15 protein-coding genes are annotated in these 18,305 nt (G+C 63.1%); 14 read left to right on the top strand and 1 reads right to left on the bottom strand.

Features of this window, described 5'->3' with window-relative positions; genetic code table 11:
• The 8 genes from PSEMAI1_RS0118615 to PSEMAI1_RS0118580 all read left to right on the top strand — a co-directional run bounded on the left by PSEMAI1_RS0118615 (position 1) and on the right by PSEMAI1_RS0118580 (position 9,884).
• Positions 1 to 423, top strand: coding sequence for a F0F1 ATP synthase subunit epsilon (locus PSEMAI1_RS0118615; RefSeq protein WP_024304325.1), 423 nt, complete (start codon positions 1 to 3; stop codon positions 421 to 423).
• A gap of 84 nt (positions 424 to 507) precedes the next feature.
• A complete protein-coding gene (gene glmU / locus PSEMAI1_RS0118610; protein WP_024304324.1) occupies positions 508 to 1,872 on the top strand; it encodes a bifunctional UDP-N-acetylglucosamine diphosphorylase/glucosamine-1-phosphate N-acetyltransferase GlmU in 1,365 nt (454 codons plus the stop codon).
• A 214-nt stretch (positions 1,873 to 2,086) separates the two neighbouring features.
• Positions 2,087 to 2,878 carry a DeoR/GlpR family DNA-binding transcription regulator gene (locus tag PSEMAI1_RS0118605; protein ID WP_024304323.1) on the top strand — a complete coding sequence of 264 codons (792 nt, stop codon included), beginning with the start codon at positions 2,087 to 2,089 and terminating at the stop codon, positions 2,876 to 2,878.
• Positions 2,878 to 4,707: a glutamine--fructose-6-phosphate transaminase (isomerizing) gene (gene glmS / locus PSEMAI1_RS0118600; RefSeq protein ID WP_024304322.1), complete on the top strand. Its 1,830-nt coding sequence runs from the start codon at positions 2,878 to 2,880 to the stop codon at positions 4,705 to 4,707. The genes PSEMAI1_RS0118605 and glmS overlap by 1 nt, the downstream gene beginning before the upstream one ends.
• 521 nt (positions 4,708 to 5,228) lie before the next feature.
• Complete coding sequence (gene istA, locus PSEMAI1_RS0118595) at positions 5,229 to 6,446, top strand: IS21 family transposase (RefSeq protein WP_029770833.1); 1,218 nt, start codon at positions 5,229 to 5,231, stop codon at positions 6,444 to 6,446.
• Positions 6,446 to 7,369 carry an IS21-like element helper ATPase IstB gene (gene istB / locus PSEMAI1_RS0118590; protein ID WP_024304320.1) on the top strand — a complete coding sequence of 308 codons (924 nt, stop codon included), beginning with the start codon at positions 6,446 to 6,448 and terminating at the stop codon, positions 7,367 to 7,369. The genes istA and istB overlap by 1 nt, the downstream gene beginning before the upstream one ends.
• Positions 7,269 to 8,309 carry an IS630 family transposase gene (locus PSEMAI1_RS0118585; RefSeq protein WP_024301107.1) on the top strand — a complete coding sequence of 347 codons (1,041 nt, stop codon included), beginning with the start codon at positions 7,269 to 7,271 and terminating at the stop codon, positions 8,307 to 8,309. The genes istB and PSEMAI1_RS0118585 overlap by 101 nt, the downstream gene beginning before the upstream one ends.
• A gap of 252 nt (positions 8,310 to 8,561) precedes the next feature.
• Positions 8,562 to 9,884 carry an FAD-binding oxidoreductase gene (locus PSEMAI1_RS0118580; RefSeq protein WP_024304319.1) on the top strand — a complete coding sequence of 441 codons (1,323 nt, stop codon included), beginning with the start codon at positions 8,562 to 8,564 and terminating at the stop codon, positions 9,882 to 9,884.
• Positions 9,885 to 9,913: 29 nt separating this feature from the next.
• On the opposite strand, the gene PSEMAI1_RS0118575 is transcribed toward PSEMAI1_RS0118580, so the two are convergent.
• Positions 9,914 to 10,837, bottom strand: a complete 924-nt coding sequence (locus PSEMAI1_RS0118575; protein WP_024304318.1) for a LysR substrate-binding domain-containing protein — start codon at positions 10,835 to 10,837, stop codon at positions 9,914 to 9,916.
• Between the two features lie 263 nt (positions 10,838 to 11,100).
• Here PSEMAI1_RS0118575 and PSEMAI1_RS0118570 point away from each other — a divergent pair, with 263 nt between their 5' ends.
• Genes PSEMAI1_RS0118570 through PSEMAI1_RS0118545 form a run of 6 tightly spaced genes read left to right on the top strand, consistent with a single transcriptional unit; the run spans position 11,101 to position 18,086 of the window.
• Positions 11,101 to 12,348: a sarcosine oxidase subunit beta family protein gene (locus tag PSEMAI1_RS0118570; protein WP_029770830.1), complete on the top strand. Its 1,248-nt coding sequence runs from the start codon at positions 11,101 to 11,103 to the stop codon at positions 12,346 to 12,348.
• A 30-nt stretch (positions 12,349 to 12,378) separates the two neighbouring features.
• On the top strand, positions 12,379 to 12,717 hold the full coding sequence (locus PSEMAI1_RS0118565; RefSeq protein ID WP_024304316.1) for a sarcosine oxidase subunit delta: 339 nt from the start codon (positions 12,379 to 12,381) through the stop codon (positions 12,715 to 12,717).
• Positions 12,714 to 15,722, top strand: a complete 3,009-nt coding sequence (locus PSEMAI1_RS0118560; RefSeq protein WP_024304315.1) for a sarcosine oxidase subunit alpha family protein — start codon at positions 12,714 to 12,716, stop codon at positions 15,720 to 15,722. Before PSEMAI1_RS0118565 ends, PSEMAI1_RS0118560 begins: the two co-directional genes overlap by 4 nt.
• On the top strand, positions 15,715 to 16,305 hold the full coding sequence (locus PSEMAI1_RS0118555) for a sarcosine oxidase subunit gamma (protein ID WP_024304314.1): 591 nt from the start codon (positions 15,715 to 15,717) through the stop codon (positions 16,303 to 16,305). Before PSEMAI1_RS0118560 ends, PSEMAI1_RS0118555 begins: the two co-directional genes overlap by 8 nt.
• A 46-nt stretch (positions 16,306 to 16,351) precedes the next feature.
• Positions 16,352 to 17,206, top strand: coding sequence for a formyltetrahydrofolate deformylase (gene purU, locus PSEMAI1_RS0118550; RefSeq protein WP_024304313.1), 855 nt, complete (start codon positions 16,352 to 16,354; stop codon positions 17,204 to 17,206).
• Complete coding sequence (locus tag PSEMAI1_RS0118545; RefSeq protein ID WP_024304312.1) at positions 17,178 to 18,086, top strand: bifunctional 5,10-methylenetetrahydrofolate dehydrogenase/5,10-methenyltetrahydrofolate cyclohydrolase; 909 nt, start codon at positions 17,178 to 17,180, stop codon at positions 18,084 to 18,086. The genes purU and PSEMAI1_RS0118545 overlap by 29 nt, the downstream gene beginning before the upstream one ends.
• Positions 18,087 to 18,305 lie beyond the last annotated feature (219 nt).

The raw sequence follows: 18,305 nt of genomic DNA, 5'->3' as shown, positions 1-18,305 counted from the left end.
ATGGCCAAGATGCATGTGGAAGTGGTCAGCACCGAACAGCTCATCTACTCGGGTGAGGCCGAATTCCTCGTGGCTCCGGCCCAGGAAGGCGAGATCGGTGTGTATCCGCGACACGTGCCGCTGCTGACCCGTATCAAGCCCGGCGTGCTGCGTCTGACAGTGCCGGGCTCCAAGGACGAAGTGCTGGTGGCGGTGTCGGGGGGCATGATGGAAGTGCAACCGACCCACATCACCGTTCTGGCCGATACGGCGATTCGCGGTGAGGATATCGACGAGGCTCGTGCCAACGAAGCCAAGCGTGCCGCCGAGGAAACGCTGAAGAAGTCGGTCGACAGCCTGGATACGGCAAAGGCCCACGCCGCTCTGGCGGTGGCGATTGCCGAACTCAAGGCGCTCGACTATCTGCGCCGTCGTGTCCACTAAAAGCACGCGAGCAAATCGTGTATAGTGCAAGGCTGCCACAATGTGGCAGCCTTTTTTCATTGTTTAACACATAATCACACGCCCATGGCCCGACTCAGTATCGTCATTCTCGCTGCCGGCAAAGGCAAGCGCATGTACTCCTCCCTGCCCAAGGTGCTGCACCCGATCGGGGGCGAACCGATGCTGGCGCGGGTGATCCGCACCGCCCGTTCGCTCGATCCGGAAACGCTGGTGGTGGTGTACGGCCATGGCGGCGACAAGGTGCGCGCCGCGATCGGCGAAGAGGCGGTGACCTGGGCCGAGCAGGCCGAGCAGCTGGGCACCGGCCACGCGCTGAAGATGGCCTTGCCGGCACTGCAGGCCGACGGCAAGACGCTGGTGCTGTACGGCGACGTGCCGCTGATTTCGCACGTCACGCTGGCCGATCTGATCGCGGCGGCGGGCGACGAAGTGGCGCTGTTGACCGACGTGCTGGACAACCCGTCCGGCTACGGCCGCATCGTGCGCGACGGCGACGGCAGCATCCGCGCCATCGTCGAAGACAAGGACTGCGCGCCGGAGCAGCAGGCCATCCGCGAGATCAACACCGGCATGCTGGTGCTCCCCAACGCCCGGCTGGCCGGCTGGCTCAATGCGCTGTCCAACGGCAACGCCCAGGGCGAATACTATCTGACCGACGTGATCGAACTGGCGGTGCGCAACGGCGTGCGCGTGCACGGCGTCAAGGTGCCGGCGTCGTGGCAGGCGGCCGGGGTCAACAACAAGGTGCAGCTGGCCGAACTGGAACGCATCCTGCAGCAGAATCAGGCGCGTGCGCTGCTGGAAGCCGGCGTCACCCTGGCCGATCCGGCGCGCATCGACATCCGCGGCGTGCTGCGCCATGGCCAGGACGTCAGCATCGACGTCGGCTGCGTGTTCGAGGGCGAGGTCGAGCTGGGTGAGGGTGTCACCATCGGCGCGCACTGCGTGCTGAAGAACGTCAAGGTGGCGGCGGGCAGCAAGATCGCGCCGTTCTCGCACCTGGAAGACGCGGTGGTCGGCGCTGGCTGCAAGATCGGCCCCTACGCCCGCCTGCGCCCTGGTGCCGAGCTGGCCGACCAGGTGCACATCGGCAACTTCGTCGAAGTGAAGAAGAGCAAGATCGGCCTTGGCAGCAAGGTCAACCACCTGACCTACATCGGCGACGCCGAGATCGGCCGTGGCAGCAACGTCGGCGCCGGCACCGTCACCTGCAACTACGATGGCGTGAACAAGTTCAAGACGGTGATCGGCAACGACGTCTTCGTCGGCTCCGGCACCATGCTGGTGGCGCCGGTGACGGTGGAAGACGGTGCCACCATCGGCGCCGGTTCGGTGGTCAGCAAGACCGCCCCGGCCGAGGCGCTGACCGTGGCGCGTGCGCGCCAGACCACGATTGCCGGCTGGAAGCGCCCGCAGAAGAAGGGCTGATTTCTTGCGCTCGGTTTCCACCGAGTACACGGCGCCCGGTTTTCTCCGTCGGAGGAGGAAGCCGGGCGCCGTTTTCATTTGGGCGGCTGGCGACAGCTCGCGATACCGGGGTGGTTGCGTCATGAAAGCGACTGACCTCGCATCTCCCGAGCGTTCTTGCCAGTGGCGATTCCACGCTGTTATCATCTCGAAACTTTCGAAACGAAACAAGTGAATGACGAAACGAAATACTCAACAGCGACGCCATGCCATTGCCGCCCTGGTTCAGGAGCGCGGCGAGGTGAGCGTCGACGAGCTGACGAAACGTTTCTCGACCTCCGAGGTGACCATCCGCAAGGACTTGGCCTTGCTGGAAACGGGTGGACTGCTGCTGCGCCGTTACGGCGGGGCCGTCTCCCTGCCCAGTGAAATGGTGGTCGAAGAGGATGCCGAGCAGGTTTCACAACGAAAGATCGCCATTGCCCGTGCCGCCGCCGAGCGGATTCGCGACCATAACCGCGTCATCATCGACAGCGGCACCACCACCAGTGCCATGATTCCCTTGCTCGGCAACAAGCGCGGGCTGGTGGTGATGACCAATTCGCTCAAGGTGGCGGGAGCGCTGTGCGAGCTGGAAAACGAACCGACGCTGCTGATGACCGGCGGCACCTGGGACCCGCATTCCGAGTCTTTTCAGGGGCAGGTGGCGGAGCAGGTGCTGCGTTCCTATGATTTCGACCAACTCTTCATCGGCGCGGACGGCATCGATCTCGAGCGCGGCACCACCACCTTCAACGAATTGGTGGGCCTCTCTCGGGTGATGGCGGAAGTGGCGCGCGAAGTGATCGTCATGGTCGAGTCGGAGAAGATCGGCCGCCGCATCCCCAACCTGGAGTTGCCGTGGGAGCGGATTCATACCCTGGTGACGGACGACGCCCTCGCCATGGAGGCCAGGGAAAAGATACGGGCGAAGGGCATCACGCTGATTTGCGCGCCTTCGCCCAGTGACAATTCAAGGAGAAAATAATGTGTGGCATTGTCGGCGCGATCGCAGCGCGTAATGTGGTTCCGGTTCTGGTCGAAGGCCTCAAGCGCCTCGAGTACCGTGGTTACGACTCGGCCGGCGTGGCCGTGCTGGCGGGCGACGAGATCCGCCGCGTGCGCCGTGTGGGCCGCGTCGCCGAGATGGAAAGCGCCACCGTGGCCGAAGGCCTGGACGGCCAGCTCGGTATCGGCCACACCCGTTGGGCGACGCACGGCGGCGTGACCGAACCCAATGCCCACCCACACATCTCGCACGGCCAGATCGCCGTGGTGCACAACGGCATCATCGAAAACCACGAAGAGCAGCGCGAGCGGCTGCGCGCCTTGGGCTACAGCTTCGAATCGCAGACCGACACCGAGGTCATCGCCCACCTGGTGCACCACTATTACCAGACTGCAACCAACCTGTTCGAGGCGGTGCGCCGCGCCGTGCGCGAGTTGACCGGCGCTTACGCCATCGGCGTGATCGCGCTGGACCGTCCGGACGAGCTGATCTGCGCCCGCATGGGCTGCCCGCTGCTGGTGGGCCTGGGCGAAGGCGAGAACTTCATCGCCTCCGACGTCTCCGCCATCCTGTCCGCCACGCGCCGCGTGATCTTCCTGGAAGAGGGCGACCTGGGCCATATCACCCGCGACGGCGTCAGTCTGATCGACAAGGACGACCAGCCGGTGGAACGCGCCGTGCACGTCTCGGACGTCTCGCTGGCCTCGCTGGAACTGGGCCCGTACAGCCACTTCATGCAGAAGGAAATCCACGAGCAGCCCAAGGCCCTGTCCGACACCATCGAAGCGGTGCTCGACGCGGGCTTCGCGGCCGAGCTGTTCGGCCCCAACGCCGCCGCGCTGCTGCCGACGCTGGAAGGCGTCAAGATTCTCGCCTGCGGCACCAGCTACTATGCCGGCCTGACCGCCAAGTACTGGGTCGAAAGCATCGCCGGCGTACCGTGCGACGTCGAGATCGCCAGCGAATACCGCTACCGCGACGCCTGGGCCAACCCCAAGCACCTGGTGGTCACCATCTCGCAGTCGGGCGAAACTCTCGACACCATGGAAGCGCTGAAGTACGCCAAGTCGCTCGGCCACAGCGCTGCGCTGTCGATCTGCAACGTACGTGAATCGGCCATCCCGCGCGCGTCCGAACTGGTGTTCTACACCCGCGCCGGCGCCGAGATCGGCGTGGCTTCGACCAAGGCCTTCACCACCCAGTTGGTGGCGCTGTTTGCGCTGGCGGTAACGTTGGGCAAGGTGCGCGGCCGCGTCAGCGACGAGCAGCAGGCGCAGTACCTTGACGAACTGCGCCACCTGCCGGGCAGCGTGCAACATGCACTCAACCTCGAGCCGCAGATCAAGGCCTGGGCCGACAAGTTCGCCGCCAAGAACGACGCGCTATTCCTCGGCCGCGGCCTGCACTACCCGATCGCCCTGGAAGGCGCGCTCAAGCTCAAGGAAATCTCCTATATCCACGCCGAAGCCTACCCGGCGGGCGAGCTGAAGCACGGTCCGCTGGCGCTGGTCGACAGCAACATGCCGGTGGTGGTGATCGCGCCGAACGACAGCCTGCTGGAAAAGGTGAAGTCCAATATGCAGGAAGTGCGCGCGCGCGGCGGCGAGCTGTTCGTGTTCGCCGACCTCGACAGCCACTTCAGCGAGTCGGAAGGCGTGCACGTGATCCGCACCCCGCGCCACGTCGGCGTGCTGAGCCCGGTGGTGCACGCCATCCCGGTGCAGCTGCTGGCCTACCACGCCGCGCTGGCACGCGGCACCGACGTCGACAAGCCGCGCAACCTGGCCAAGTCGGTGACAGTCGAATGATTTTGTCATTCTTCGCGGACTATGTTCGGAAACAATAAAGCCTGTCACGAGGTAATGAAGTCTGTCATGTCGTTGACATGAATGGCTTGTTGCTGAGTTGCCTAGACAAACAAAGAGGCCCTTCGGGGCCTCTGTTTGTTTTGGGATTAAGAAAGCTGTGGCTTTCAGCCTAGACGTGGGTCTGTAGCCTTGGTGCTGATGGGAGGCACTGATGGCCGCAGTTCGGCCACGGTCTGCTGCATCATCCGCCCTGAGCGTCTGTTCAGGACCACATACCAGCCATTTCCCTTTCGCCAATCCCGAAGGTCGCCTTTTCGGTTCGGGAATGCGTACTTTCGCCCCAATCCGGCCGCTCAAGGCGGCGTTGCTCTAATGGCAGGTCTCCGAGTGTCAGGCGACATCGTAAATTGACCCCCTAGCGACACGAAGAACTGACCCCCTTGTTTGCAAGGAGGCAGTCGTTGGAAACGCAGTATTCAGCGAGTCATCCTGTACCCCGTGAGGTTTGTGGAGTACGGGAGATGTTGGAGCCGGAAGCAGTAACGGCAATCGTTCGACTGGGGCAATCCGGCTGGGGGGCGAAGCGGATTGCCAAGACGCTGGGGATCGCCCGAAATACCGTGCGGCACTATTTGCGTGCCGGCGGCCCGGTGCCATACCAGCAGCCGCAACGCAGCGGCGTGCTCACCGGGCACGAGGCCTGGCTACGTGAGCAGTTTCTAACGCACAAGGGCAACTGCGACGTGGTGCGTCAGCTACTGGCTAAGGAACACGGTATTGCCACCAGCCTGCGCACCGTTGAACGCGCCTGCCGGCCATATCGGCAGGAGCTTGAAGCCCGCCGGCGAGCGACGATCCGGTTCGAGACTGCTCCTGGCGAGCAGATGCAGATCGACTTCGGCCAAGTGCGCATCCAGATCGGTGGCGAACTGGTGCGTGTGTACCTGTTCGTGGCGACGCTTGGCTACTCGCGCCGTGGCTTTGTTTGCCCATTCCGTCACGAACGGCAGAGTGCTTGGTTTGGCGGTATCGAAGCGGCGTTCGAGCACTTCGGTGGACGGGTGCAGACTCTGCTGATCGATAACGCCAAGGCCCTCGTGGTCGAGCACGACATGCAGACCCGGCAGGTCCGCTTCAACAGCCGCTTCGAGGCGTTCTGCCGGCATTGGGATGTGCGCGTGAAGGCCTGCGCGCCGTTCCGTGCGCGCACCAAGGGCAAGACCGAGAACGGCGTTGGCTATGTGAAGAAGAATGCTATCGCCGGTTACACATTCGAGAGCTGGGCCGCATTGGAGGCTCACTTGACCCGCTGGCAGCGGGAGGTGGCCGATACCCGCATCCACGGGACGACCGGCATGGCGCCCAAGGAGCGGTTCGACGGCGAACGTCCGCATCTGCGTCCTGTTGCCGGCATAGTGCCGTTCCTGCAAGTGCGGGAGCTGATCCGTCGCGTCAATGCCGAAGGCTGTGTCGAGCTCGATACTAATGCCTACAGCGTGCCCTGGCGGCTGATCGGCGAGATGGTCACGGTCGTTGTACGAGCAGGCACGGTGACGGTCCATTACGCTGGCCAGGAAGTAGCGCATCACGCCGAGTTGGCCGGCAGTCGCGGACGGCAAATTGACCGCGCCCATCTGCTTGGGGTCGTGCCGCCGCTATCCGAGCCGGTCCCGCCACACGGCGGCGCTTTGCTGCGCCCGCTGGCAGAGTATGAGGAATTGGTCGGAGGGGGCTGGTGATGATCGAACCCGACCGACTGGAAGAACTGTTGACCCGGCTGCACTTGACGGCGATCCGGGATCAGCTGGATAGCCTGCTGGACGAAGCGAGCCGTGCCCAAATGACACTGCGCGAAGCGCTGCTGCTCCTGGCCGAGCGAGAGGTGGCCCGGCGCGATACGCGACGCATCCAGATGGGGATGAAGCTGGCTCGATTCCCCTGTGTACGCACGCTGGAGGGCTTCGACTTCGATGCGCAGCCGTCGATTGATCCCGGCCAGGTCCGGGATTTGGCCACCGGGCGCTGGATTGGCCACGGTCAAGCGTTGTTGCTGCTGGGACCGCCCGGAGTCGGCAAGACGCATTTGGCGGTAGCACTCGGGCGTGAGGCGGTAGAACGGGGTTACACGGTGCTGTTCAGTTCTGCTGCGTCTCTGATGGCTGGACTGACGAAGGCGCATGCCGATGGGCGCTTGGAGGAGAAGCTGTTGCAGCTATCGAAACCCAAGCTGCTGATCGTCGATGAATTGGGCTACCTGCCGCTGGAACCGGCGGCAGCGCACCTGTTCTTCCAGCTGGTCTCGCGGCGCTATGAGCGGGCAAGCCTACTGATCACCAGCAACCGCCCGGTGGGGGAATGGGGCCAAGTGTTTGGTGACGCAGTGGTGGCAACGGCCATCCTGGATCGGCTGCTGCATCACAGCCAGGTGGTCACGATCCGGGGAGATAGTTACCGGCTACGCGACAAGCGACGGAGCGGCCTGCTGCAGAAGGCGGCGGCCGAACCGATTACATCAACTATTAACCCGGCCCTTAAATTGGCTGTCATGGTATCATGTTTGCATGGACAAGATCGATGCACGCAAGCTGGGTTCCGAGGGACGCGAAACGTTGCGCAAGATGGTGCTGCGTTTGCGCACGCAATCGGGTATGAACGGTGTTGAACTGGCGAAGATCGCCGGGGTGCATGTACGTACCGTACAGAAATGGTTGAGAGTGGCGCGTGCAGAAGGGGCCGGGGCGCTGGTCGAGAAACCGCGTGGGCGCCCCCATGGCGCCTGCCGCAAATTGACGATGGCACAGGAGGTCTGGGTGCGCCAGCGCATCGTCGGCGCCGTTCCCGAGCAACTGAGCCTGCCCTTTGCACTGTGGACCCGGCGTGCGATCCAGGCTTTGGTGGAAATTCAGTTCGGCCTGCAATTATCCGATCGCCTCGTCGGCAAATATCTGCAGCGCTGGGGCTATACCGCACAGAGGCCAGTAAAGAAAGCGATTGAACAACGAAGCGAGTTGGTCCAGGCTTGGCTGCGCGAGCAGTATCCCGCCATCGCTGCGCGCGCCAAGGTGGAAGGGGCGCTGATCTACTGGGCCGATGAGACGGCGGTCAAGGAAGACACGAACTGGGTGCGCGGCTTTGCCCCAGCCGGACGCACGCCGGTGTTGGAGGCGTCGGCGCGCTGGCCCAAGCTGTCGATGATCTCGGCCATCACCAACCGGGGTGAGATTGCGTTCCAGATCGTCGAAGGTACGATCAATGCGGAACGCTTTATCGAGTTTCTCGCGCGACTGATCGACGGCGCCCCCGGCAAGGTGTTCCTGATTGTCGATAACTTGCGGGTCCATCACGCCAAGCTTGTCCGTGCTTGGGTCGAACCGAGGAAGGACAAGATCGAGCTGTTCTACCTGCCGCCTTATGCACCGGAGTCCAATCCGGACGAATACCTGAATCATGACTTCAAGACATCGCTGCGCCTGGAACCAGCCAGTCGTAACGACTTGGATCTCATGGAAAAGGCGATGCGGATCATGAATCGCATCGCCCAATTGCCGGAACGCATCCGGTCATACTTTCGGCACCCACATGCAACTTACGCGGCAATATAAGTGTATTTAAGGGCCGGGTTAATAGTTGATTAACCCTGGGGGTCAATTCCAGATGTCGCCAGGGGGTCAAATCCTCGTGTCGCTTGACACCGAGCGAAGCGGTCACCCAGTGTGGCTACTCATGGGCAGCAGTTTCACCGAAGCGGCCCTGATTAGTATGCATTCCACAATGGAATTCATGAATGCCAAACCTTCGTTTGTGAATTTGCTGTAATGGATTGAAACTTAAGCAAATTTAAAAGGAGGCTGGTCATGCACAAAGTACGTAGACTCCCTCGGGTTGACGGTGATCTGGGGTGGTATGAAACCGCGCCCAATCGCCAGGCGCAGCTCGGCAAGCGCCTCAAGGGCGCCCACCAATTCGATGTGGCGATTATTGGCGCGGGCTATACTGGCGTCTCGCTGGCGTATCGTTATGCCGAGATCCATCCGGGCGCCCGCATCGCCTTGATCGATGCCCTGCGGGTTGGGCAGGGGACGTCCGGCCGCAATTCGGGATTCATCATCGACCTGCCGCACAACCTGGATGCGGGCAAGCCCGATGTCGAGCACGACCGCCGCCTCTACCAGTTGAACACGTTCGCGATCGAACGGCTGCGGCAGTTCAAGAATGCTCTCGGCATCGACTGCAGTTGGCTCGACGCGGGCAAGTACATGGCGGCCCACGAGGAACGCAATCTGTCGGGGCTGGATAGCTTCATCAAGACCCTGAAGGCATCGAACTTCGAATACGAGGTCGTCGAGGGCAAAGCGCTGCAGAAGCGTCTAGGCACCAGCTATTACCGGTCGGCTGTTTATACGCCGGGCAACGTCCTAGTCAATCCTTCCGCGCTGATCCGCGGCTTGGCCGCCGGCTTGCCTAAATCCGTCACGCTGTTCGAAGAGAGCCCGGTCATGGCTTGCGAATACGGCTCTCCCCATGTTTTGAAATTCGTTGGCGGCACGATCAAGGCCAAGGTGGTCGTGCAGGCCGCCAACTCGTTCAACGAGGAGTTCGGCAAGCTGTCCAACCGGATTGCCCCGGTCTTTACTTATGCGAGCCTCACCGAGCCGTTGACGGATAAGCAATACGCGGAACATTTCAAGGCGGTCCAGCCTTGGGGGGTGACCTCGGCGCACCCGGCCGGCGCAACCGTGCGCTTTACCGCGGATCGCCGCATTTTCGTGCGGAACATGCTCGACTTCGAACCCGGCCTGCACGGCACGCAAGAGGGGTTGCACAATGCCTGGCTGCAGCATCGCCGCTCGTTCGAGGCGCGCTTCCCGCACCTGAAGTCGATGGCGTTCGAATTCACCTGGGGCGGCATGCTGTGCATGACGCTCAATCACGAGCCGGTGTTCAAGGACGCCGGCGACGGCGTGTATCTGCTCGGCGGCTGCAACGGCGTCGGCGTGGCGAAGGGCACCTACCTGGGTTACTACATGGCGGACCACATGAACGGGATCAAGAGCGACAACCTCAGTTTCATCCTCGCCAATAGCAACCCGAGCTGGGTGCCGCCCGATCCTTTCCGCACGGTCGGTGCCCGCCTGCGTCTCAAGTACGAAGCGGGCAACGCGGGTGGGGATATCTAAGCGGATGGGGCTGCTATCTGGATTGACTGCTACCCGTGCGCATTGGACGGCTCTTCCTGCAGATCGGCCAGCAGCCAGTCCCTGAATACGGTGGCGGAAGGGTTGAGCGGCCGGCTTTTGCCATAGACCAGGTAGTCGCACTTGCCCGGCGCGTAATAAAACTCGCTGACGCGCTTGATGTCCTTGTTCGCCAACAGGGCATGGGTCATGAACTCCCAGCCCAGGCCAATTCCCATGCCTTGCACGGTCGCGTCCAGGGCCAGCGTGACCTGATTGAATAGCTGGGCATTCTTGGGAATGGTGTACGCAATGCCGAAATGGGCGAACCAGTCGATCCAAGTGGGCCAGCGCCACGCACTGGGGTCGAGGTGGATCAGCTTCTGCTGGAGCAGCTCTTCCGGCGTCAGTAGTTTCTCGACGGGATAGTCGTAGCGGCTGATGGGATAAATCCGTTCCTCAAACAGCATGTGGCTGTGCATGGGCACGCGCCAGTGGTTGTCGCCATTGAGAATGCCAAGATCGAAGCGCAGGCAGGACATTTCCGTGATTTCGTTCGTCGCATAGATGTTGACGGTGATATCCGGATGCTGCGTGTTGAATCGCGCAATGTGCGGAAACAGCCAGTAGTGCGATACCGCCTGCGTGCAGGTGATGGTGACGCTCTGGCCTTCCGCCCAGCTGCGGATACGGCTGATACTCTCGGTCAATTGCTGGAGCATGGCATTCACATCGCTATGGAGCTCCTTGCCGGCGTCCGTCAGTAGCAATTGCCGCGCTTCCCGTCGGAACAAGTCGAAGCCCAGACTTTCTTCCAGAATCCTGATCTGCTTGCTGACCGCGCTCTGGGTGATGAACAGCTCGTCCGCCGCTTTGGTGAAGCTGCGGTGTCGTGCCGCCGCCTCGAAAAACACCAGGGTATTCAAGGGCGGCAGGTGCCGAAACGTGGTTTTCATGGCAACGATCCCGTAAACGGACTATTCAGAGGTTCTTTGGGAACAGTCTACCCCTTCTCAGCAAGTTTATGCATTCCATTATGGAATGTGTTGATGCCAAGAAATCCTTTGTTGCAAGAAACCGGCTGGTTCATATTTCCCTCACGAAAACCGCAGCTTATCGAGCCTTGCAAAAGGTTTGACGAGGCCGCGCGGCCCATGATGCAAGGGGCGGGATGGAATCGCCGAGTGCGAACCTCTCGTCCCGCTAACCGGAAATCGCTATGCATTACTCCGCTTGGCAGTTATTCAAAGAAGGGCTGGCACGCCATCAGCACTGGCCCGAAACCTGGCCCGACGCCAGCCCGAAGCCTCGTTACGACGTCGTCATCGTCGGCGGCGGCGGGCATGGCCTGGCGACGGCGTATTACCTCGCCAAAGAACACGGGGTGCGCAATATCGCCGTGCTCGAGAAGGGATACATCGGCGGCGGCAATTCGGGGCGCAACACCACCCTGGTGCGCTCCAACTACCTGTGGAACGAATCGTCCCGGCTTTACGAGCATTCGCTGAAGCTGTGGGAGGATCTGACCCAGGAGATCAATTACAACGTGATGTTCAGCCAGCGCGGCATCTACTCGCTCGGGCACGGGCTGCAGGAGATGCGCGACATGGAGCGCCGCGTCAACGCCAACGTGCTGAACGGCATCGACGCGGAAATGCTCAGCGTGGCCGAGCTGCGCGAGCGCATCCCGTACCTGAACCTGTCGCCCAAGGCCCGCTACCCGATCATGGGGGCGGCCTATCAGGCCCGCGGCGGCACGGCGCGCCACGATGCGGTGGTGTGGGGCTTCGCCCGCGCCGCCAGCCAATACGGGGTCGACATCATCCAGGGCTGCGAGGTGCAGGGGTTCGAGAAGGAGCACAACCGCATCAAGGGCGTGCTGACCAGCCGCGGCGAGATCCGCGCCGACAAGGTCGCCTTGGTGGTGGCCGGGCATACCTCGGTGCTGGCCAACAAGGCCGGCGTCCGGCTGCCGATCAGCAGCCACCCGCTGCAGGCCTTCGTCTCCGAACCGATGAAGCCGGTGCTCGACACGGTGGTCATGTCGAACGCCGTGCACGGCTACATCAGCCAGTCGGACAAGGGCGACCTGGTCATCGGTGCGGGCATCGACGCCTACAACGGCTACTCCCAGCGCGGCAGCCCGCATGTCATCGAACACACCGCCCAAGCGATTCTCGAACTGTTCCCCTGTTTCAGCCGGGTACGGATGAACCGGCAGTGGGGCGGCATCGTCGACACCTGCCCGGACGCCTGCCCGGTGATCGGCAAGACGCCGGTGAAGGGGCTGTACGTCAACGGCGGCTGGGGCACCGGCGGCTTCAAGGCGACGCCAGGGTCGGGGCATGTGTTCGCCTACACCATCGCCAACGACCAGCCCCATCCCTTGGCAGAACCGTTTGCTCTCGAGCGTTTCTACAGCGGCCATCTGATCGATGAGCACGGTGCGGCCGGCGTGGCCCATTGACGTCCTCTGCTTTATAGGAAGCTCACATTCATGCTCAAGATCTACTGTCCGCACTGTGGGGAAGTCCGCGAGGAGGAAGAGTTCACCTATCGCGGCGAAGCCTTTCTGGCGCGCCCTGCCGACCCCGATGCTCTCGATGACAGGGCGTTCGGCGACTACCTGTTCATGCGCGAGAACCCCAAGGGACTGATGTACGAGAACTGGTACCACTCCGGCGGTTGCCGGCACTTCCTGTTGGTCGCGCGCGACAACGTTACCAATGAGATTTTCAACAGCTGGAGCATGGCTGATGCCTCTCGGGAAGCGCGGATGAATGATGCCTCCCGCCATGCCGCTCAGGCCACCGCTGTGCAAGGAGCCCCGCTATGAGTGCTACACCGCACCGTCTGGCCAAGCCCGGCGCGCATGAAGTCATCGACCGCCAGCACGTGATTCACTTCACCTGGAATGGCGAGGCGATGCAGGGACTGGCCGGGGACACCCTGGCTTCGGCCCTGCTCGCCAACGGCGTGCGCGTCGTCGGGCGCAGCTTCAAGTACGGCCGCGCGCGCGGCGTGGTCTCGGCCGGGGTCGAAGAGCCCAATGCGCTGGTGGCGCTGGAGGACGGCGGCCATTTCGTGCCCAACATCAAGGCGACCGAAGTCGAGTTGTATGAAGGGCTGAACGCCCGTCCAGCGACCGGCCGCCCCTCCTTGAAGATGGACTACAAGCGGCTGTTCTCGCCGCTGCACCGCTTCATGCCGGCAGGGTTCTACTACAAGACCTTCCAGCAGCCGAAAAGCCTGTGGCCGCGCTACGAGCACTTCCTGCGTCAGATGGCGGGCTTCTCCGTGGCCCCGGTCGAACCGGACGCGGAAGCTTACGAGCACAACAACCTGCACTGCGATCTGGCCATCATCGGCGGTGGCGTGGCCGGTCTCGCCTCTGCGCTGGAGGCCGGGCAGGCGGGCGCTGCCGTGATTCTGATCGATGAGCGGCCCGCGCTCGGCGGCAACTGGTTCACGGAGGCGGATGCCAAGATCGACGGCGTGCCCGTGCGCGAGTGGATCGCGTGCACAGAGGCGCATCTGCGCCAGTTGCCGAACGTCCGCATCCTGACCCGCACCTGTGCTTATGCCTTGCACGACTACAACCTGATCCAGGCCCTGGAGCGGGTGCAGGATCATCTGCCGCTCAAGGCCAGGGCTGGCGGCGTGCGCCAGCGCCTGCACAAGATCCGTCCCCGGCGTGTCCTGCTGGCGACCGGTGCCCACGAGCGCTTGATCGCTTTCGACAACAACGACCTGCCCGGCATCATGCAGGCTAGCGCCGTGCAGAGCTATGTGCATCAGCACGGAGTCCTGCCCGGCCGCGACGTGGTGATTTTCACCAACAACGATAGCGGCTATGGGCTGCTCAAGGATTTGCAGGCGCTGGGTCGTCCTGTCCGCGCCATCGTGGACTGCCGAGCCGAGGTGCCCCGGCAACCCCGCGCCTTGGCGCAACACTACCGCACGCCCTTGTTCAGCGGCGCGGCCGTCGTGGCGGCGCAGGGGCGCGGGCAACTGGCGTCGGTCACCGTGCAAGGGGTGGTCCATCTGGACGATTGCCGCTGGGGCGTGACCGGTGCGCCGCAGACCATTTCGGCCGACCTGCTGGCCGTTGCCGGCGGCTGGAGCCCGGTGGTGCACCTGGACTGCCATACCGGCGCGAAGCCGACATGGTCCGACGAGGTTTGCGCCTTCCTGCCCAAGGCCACCGGCAAGGATCGCGATTACGCCGGTTCGCTGCTGGGGCTGGCTCGCCTCGATGATTGCCTGGCCTCGGGCCGCCGTGCGGCGCGCCAAAGCCTGGCGGCGCTGGGGTATCGCGTTGAGCAACTGCATGCCGTCGATTCGCCGGTGTCGCTGCATACCGCCCCGTTCTTCCGCGCGCCGGACTGGGACGGCAAGCAGTTCGTCGACCTGCAGAACGACGTGATGGCCAAGGACATCCGCCTGGCCATCCGTGAGAACTTCCGCAGCATCGAGCACATCAAGCGCTACACCGCACTGGGTTTCGGCACCGACCAGGGCAAGACCGGCAACGTGATCGGCATCGCCATCGCCAGCGAGGTCATGGGCAAGCCCATGGCCGAGGTCGGCACCACGACGTATCGCCCGGCCTATACCCCGGTGACCTTCGGCGCCATGGCCGGCGAGTACGTTGGCGAGCTGTTCGAGCCCGAGCGCCACACGCCGATGCATTTCTGGCATCTGGAGAACGGCGCCGAGTGGGAGAACGTCGGTCAGTGGAAGCGCCCCTGGTACTTCCCGAAGGCCGGCGAGGATCTGCACACGGCGGTTCAGCGCGAATGCCTGGCGGCACGCACCGGCGTGGCGATGATGGACGCCTCCACGCTGGGCAAGATCGACATCCAGGGGCCGGATGCGCGCGAGTTCCTCAATCGCGTGCTGCCGAACGACTGGAGCGCCATCAAGCCGGGGCAATGCCGCTACACCGTGATGCTGGACGAGAACGGCATGGTCAAGGACGACGGCGTCACCGCCTGCCTGGGCGAGCAGCACTTCCTGATGACCACCACCACCGGCGGTGCCGCCAGCGTGTTCCTCAACCTGGAGTCGTGGCTGCAGACCGAATGGCCGGACCTGCGCGTCTACCTGACCTCGGTGACCGACCACTGGAGCACCACCGCGGTGGTCGGCGAGCACAGCCGGGCGATCCTGCAGACACTTTGCGCCGACGTCGATTTCGCCAACGAGGCCTTCCCCTTCATGCACTGGCGCAAGGGCCGCATTCTCGGCGTGCCGGTGAACATCATGCGCATCAGCTTCTCCGGCGAGCTGGCCTACGAAGTCAACGTGCAGGCCAACTACGGCCGCGCGATCTGGGAAGCGATCCACCAGGCCGGCCAGCCGTTCGGCATCACCCCCTACGGCACCGAAAGCCTGCACGTGCTGCGCGCCGAGAAGGGCTTCCCCATCATCGGCCAGGATACCGACGGCTCGGTGTCGCCGGTCGACCTCGGCATGCAATGGATTCTGTCCAAGAAGAAGCCGCACAGCTATCTGGGCAAGCGCGCGCTGGCGCGCCCCTACATGAACCGGCCGGACCGCAAGCACTACGTCGGCCTGCTCACCGACGACCCGGCCGAGGTGATCCCGGAAGGGGCGGCGCTGATCGTCGCGCCGGACAGCCGGCAATCGCAGGGGCACGTGACGTCGAGCTACTTCAGCCCGATCCTCGGCCGCTCCATCGCGTTGGCGCTGCTCGAAGGTGGCCACGGCCGCGCCGGAGAGAAGATCTTCGCCGCGCATCATTCTGGCAAACGTATCGCTGCGCGCGTATGCGGTACGGTTTTCTACGACAAGGAAGGGGAACGGCAACATGTCTGATTCCGCTCAATACCGCACGGCGCTGGAGCCGTTCCGCGCCCCGCTGCGGCCGGCATCCGTGCCGTGGCTGCAACTGTGCGAACAGCGCGGTCTGGCTTTCATCACCGTACGGGGCCAACTCGCCGCAGACGATATTCGCCAAGCCTACGCCTCGCTCGGACTGTTTCCGCCGCCGGCACTGGGCATGACGCAGGCGGGGGAATGCCGCCTGCTGTGGCTGTCACCCAACGAGTGCCTCTTGCTGTGCCCACTGGCGGCGCAGGAACACTGGCTGACCCGCCTGCGGGCCGCCTTTGCCGGCTGCTTCGCCGCCGTGGTGGACACGTCCGGCACCTTCAGCTGTGTGGAGCTGCACGGTTCGGATGCCGCTACGTGCCTGGCCAAGGTCTGCCACTACGATTTCAGCGGGCGCAATTTCCCGGTGGGCAAGGTGGTGACCTCAGTCATCAAGGGCATTCCCTGCCAGTTCATCCGGATGGAGCAAGGTGTGATTCGGGTGCTGATGCGTTACTCCTTTGCGCATTACCTGTATCGCCTGCTGACCCACGCCGCAGCCGAATTCCAGAACCCGGGTCGTCAATGATGAGCCCCCCGAAAACTTCCACCCAAGCTTTCCTTTGGAGCCAACCATGAGCGTCAAGAAATTCGTTCTCACCCTTGCCTGCGACGACCGAAAAGCGATCGTCGCGGCCGTCGGCAACTGCATCGCGGCACAAAGCGGCAACATCATGGAGAGCGGCCAGTACGTGGACCCCGACAACCACCGTTTCTTCATGCGGGTGTGCTTCGAAGTCCATGAGAAAATGACTGTCGAAGATTTCAAGCAAGGCTTCGCTCCGGTGGCGCTGGCCTACGGGATGGATTGGCATGTCTACGATCTGGATGTCAAACCCCGGGTAATGATCATGGTGTCGCAGCTGGGGCACTGCCTGAACGACCTGCTTTACCGCAACAGCATTAACCAGCTGCCGATGGAGCTGATTTCGATCGTCTCCAACCACGAAACCTTCCGCCGGCGCGCCGAGCATGAAGGCATCCCGTTCCATCACTTGCCCATCACGGCAGAGACCAAGCTGGAACAGGAGGCAAAACTGCTCGAGCTGGTTCGTGAACAGAAAATCGATCTGGTCATCCTCGCCCGCTACATGCAGGTGCTGTCCGACGACCTGTCGCGCGAGCTGGCCGGCCACGTCATCAACATCCACCACTCGTTCCTGCCGAGCTTCAAGGGCGCCCGTCCCTACCATCAGGCGCACAAGCGCGGGGTCAAGCTGATCGGCGCCACGGCGCACTACGTGACGGCCGACTTGGACGAAGGTCCGATCATCGAGCAGAACGTGCAGCGCGTCGACCATTCGGCCACCGCCGACGACATGGTTGCCATCGGCCGCGACACCGAGTGCCAGGTGCTGGCCAAGGCCGTGAAACTCCATCTCGAACACCGGATTCTGCTCAATGAAGATCGCACCGTCATCTTTCACTAACCAGCCTTGCCTCATCGACGGCAAGGCGGCGGCCCAGGAGGTCGTCGCCGCGGTCAAGGCGGCGGTAGAGCAGGAGGGGTTGCGCCCCGGCCTGGCCGTGATCCTGGTCGGAGACGATCCCGCCAGCGCCGTGTACGTACGCAACAAGAGCCGCCGTGCCGAAGAGTGCGGCTTCCTGTCGCAGCAGTTCAGTCTCCCGGCCGACACTCGGGAGGAAGCGTTGCTGCAGCTCATTGCCCGGCTCAATGGCGATCCGGCCGTGCATGGCATCCTGGTGCAGCTGCCGCTACCCGGCCACATCGATGCGCACAAGGTGATCCAGGCCATCGATCCGCGCAAGGACGTGGATGGTTTTCATTATGAAAATGTCGGCCATCTCGCCACTGGTGGGCTGACAGAGGCCTTGGTGCCCTGCACGCCGCTGGGGGCGCTGTTTCTGATCAAACAGGTGCTCGGCGAGAGTCTGCGCGGCCTGCACGCCGTGGTGATCGGACGTTCCAACATCGTCGGCAAGCCGATGGCCAGCCTGCTGCTGCAGCACGATTGCACCGTGACCATCGTTCACAGTCGTACTTTGTCGCCCGAAGCGGTGTGCCGCCAGGCCGATATCGTCGTCGCCGCTGTCGGGGTGCCGGGCCTGGTCAAGGCTGACTGGGTCAAACCGGGAGCCGTGGTCATCGACGTGGGCATCAACCGTATCGACCAGCCGGGGGGCGATACGCGGCTGGTGGGGGATGTGGACTTCGACGGGGTGAAAACCGTGGCATCGGCCATCACTCCCGTTCCCGGTGGCGTCGGCCCGATGACCATCGCGATGCTGATGCAGAACACGCTGAATGCCGCCAGGAGAAGCCGTATCCAGCAGGCGACGGCGGGCTGAGACCATGGACCCCGCGCTCTTTTGCCCCGGCTTACTACGGCCGACGCAGATGAGCGATGGGGCAGGCCACCGCACGACCACAACGACAAAGAATGCCTACCCTGCCGCGATGCAGCTTGCGTCTTGCCATGAGGGCATGGCAGGCAACGGCAAGACACTACAAGGGATGAGCCGGGTTTCCGGCTACGACCGGTCGCGGTATCGCGGCCAATCTTCAAA

The sequence above is a fragment of the Pseudogulbenkiania sp. MAI-1 genome (genome assembly GCF_000527175.1).
Taxonomy (GTDB): Bacteria; Pseudomonadota; Gammaproteobacteria; order Burkholderiales; family Chromobacteriaceae; genus Pseudogulbenkiania.
This window is presented reverse-complemented; position numbering and strand designations above follow the sequence as displayed.

Coding starts and splice junctions, on each gene's coding strand:
- PSEMAI1_RS0118545 (WP_024304312.1), top strand. CDS start 17,178: ATGAAGATCGCACCGTCATCTTTCACTAACCAGCCTTGCCTCATCGAC.
- PSEMAI1_RS0118580 (WP_024304319.1), top strand. CDS start 8,562: ATGCACAAAGTACGTAGACTCCCTCGGGTTGACGGTGATCTGGGGTGG.
- PSEMAI1_RS0118615 (WP_024304325.1), top strand. CDS start 1: ATGGCCAAGATGCATGTGGAAGTGGTCAGCACCGAACAGCTCATCTAC.
- PSEMAI1_RS0118605 (WP_024304323.1), top strand. CDS start 2,087: ATGACGAAACGAAATACTCAACAGCGACGCCATGCCATTGCCGCCCTG.
- glmU (WP_024304324.1), top strand. CDS start 508: ATGGCCCGACTCAGTATCGTCATTCTCGCTGCCGGCAAAGGCAAGCGC.
- PSEMAI1_RS0118585 (WP_024301107.1), top strand. CDS start 7,269: ATGGACAAGATCGATGCACGCAAGCTGGGTTCCGAGGGACGCGAAACG.
- istB (WP_024304320.1), top strand. CDS start 6,446: ATGATCGAACCCGACCGACTGGAAGAACTGTTGACCCGGCTGCACTTG.
- glmS (WP_024304322.1), top strand. CDS start 2,878: ATGTGTGGCATTGTCGGCGCGATCGCAGCGCGTAATGTGGTTCCGGTT.
- PSEMAI1_RS0118575 (WP_024304318.1), bottom strand. CDS start 10,837: ATGAAAACCACGTTTCGGCACCTGCCGCCCTTGAATACCCTGGTGTTT.
- purU (WP_024304313.1), top strand. CDS start 16,352: ATGAGCGTCAAGAAATTCGTTCTCACCCTTGCCTGCGACGACCGAAAA.
- PSEMAI1_RS0118555 (WP_024304314.1), top strand. CDS start 15,715: ATGTCTGATTCCGCTCAATACCGCACGGCGCTGGAGCCGTTCCGCGCC.
- istA (WP_029770833.1), top strand. CDS start 5,229: ATGTTGGAGCCGGAAGCAGTAACGGCAATCGTTCGACTGGGGCAATCC.
- PSEMAI1_RS0118570 (WP_029770830.1), top strand. CDS start 11,101: ATGCATTACTCCGCTTGGCAGTTATTCAAAGAAGGGCTGGCACGCCAT.
- PSEMAI1_RS0118560 (WP_024304315.1), top strand. CDS start 12,714: ATGAGTGCTACACCGCACCGTCTGGCCAAGCCCGGCGCGCATGAAGTC.
- PSEMAI1_RS0118565 (WP_024304316.1), top strand. CDS start 12,379: ATGCTCAAGATCTACTGTCCGCACTGTGGGGAAGTCCGCGAGGAGGAA.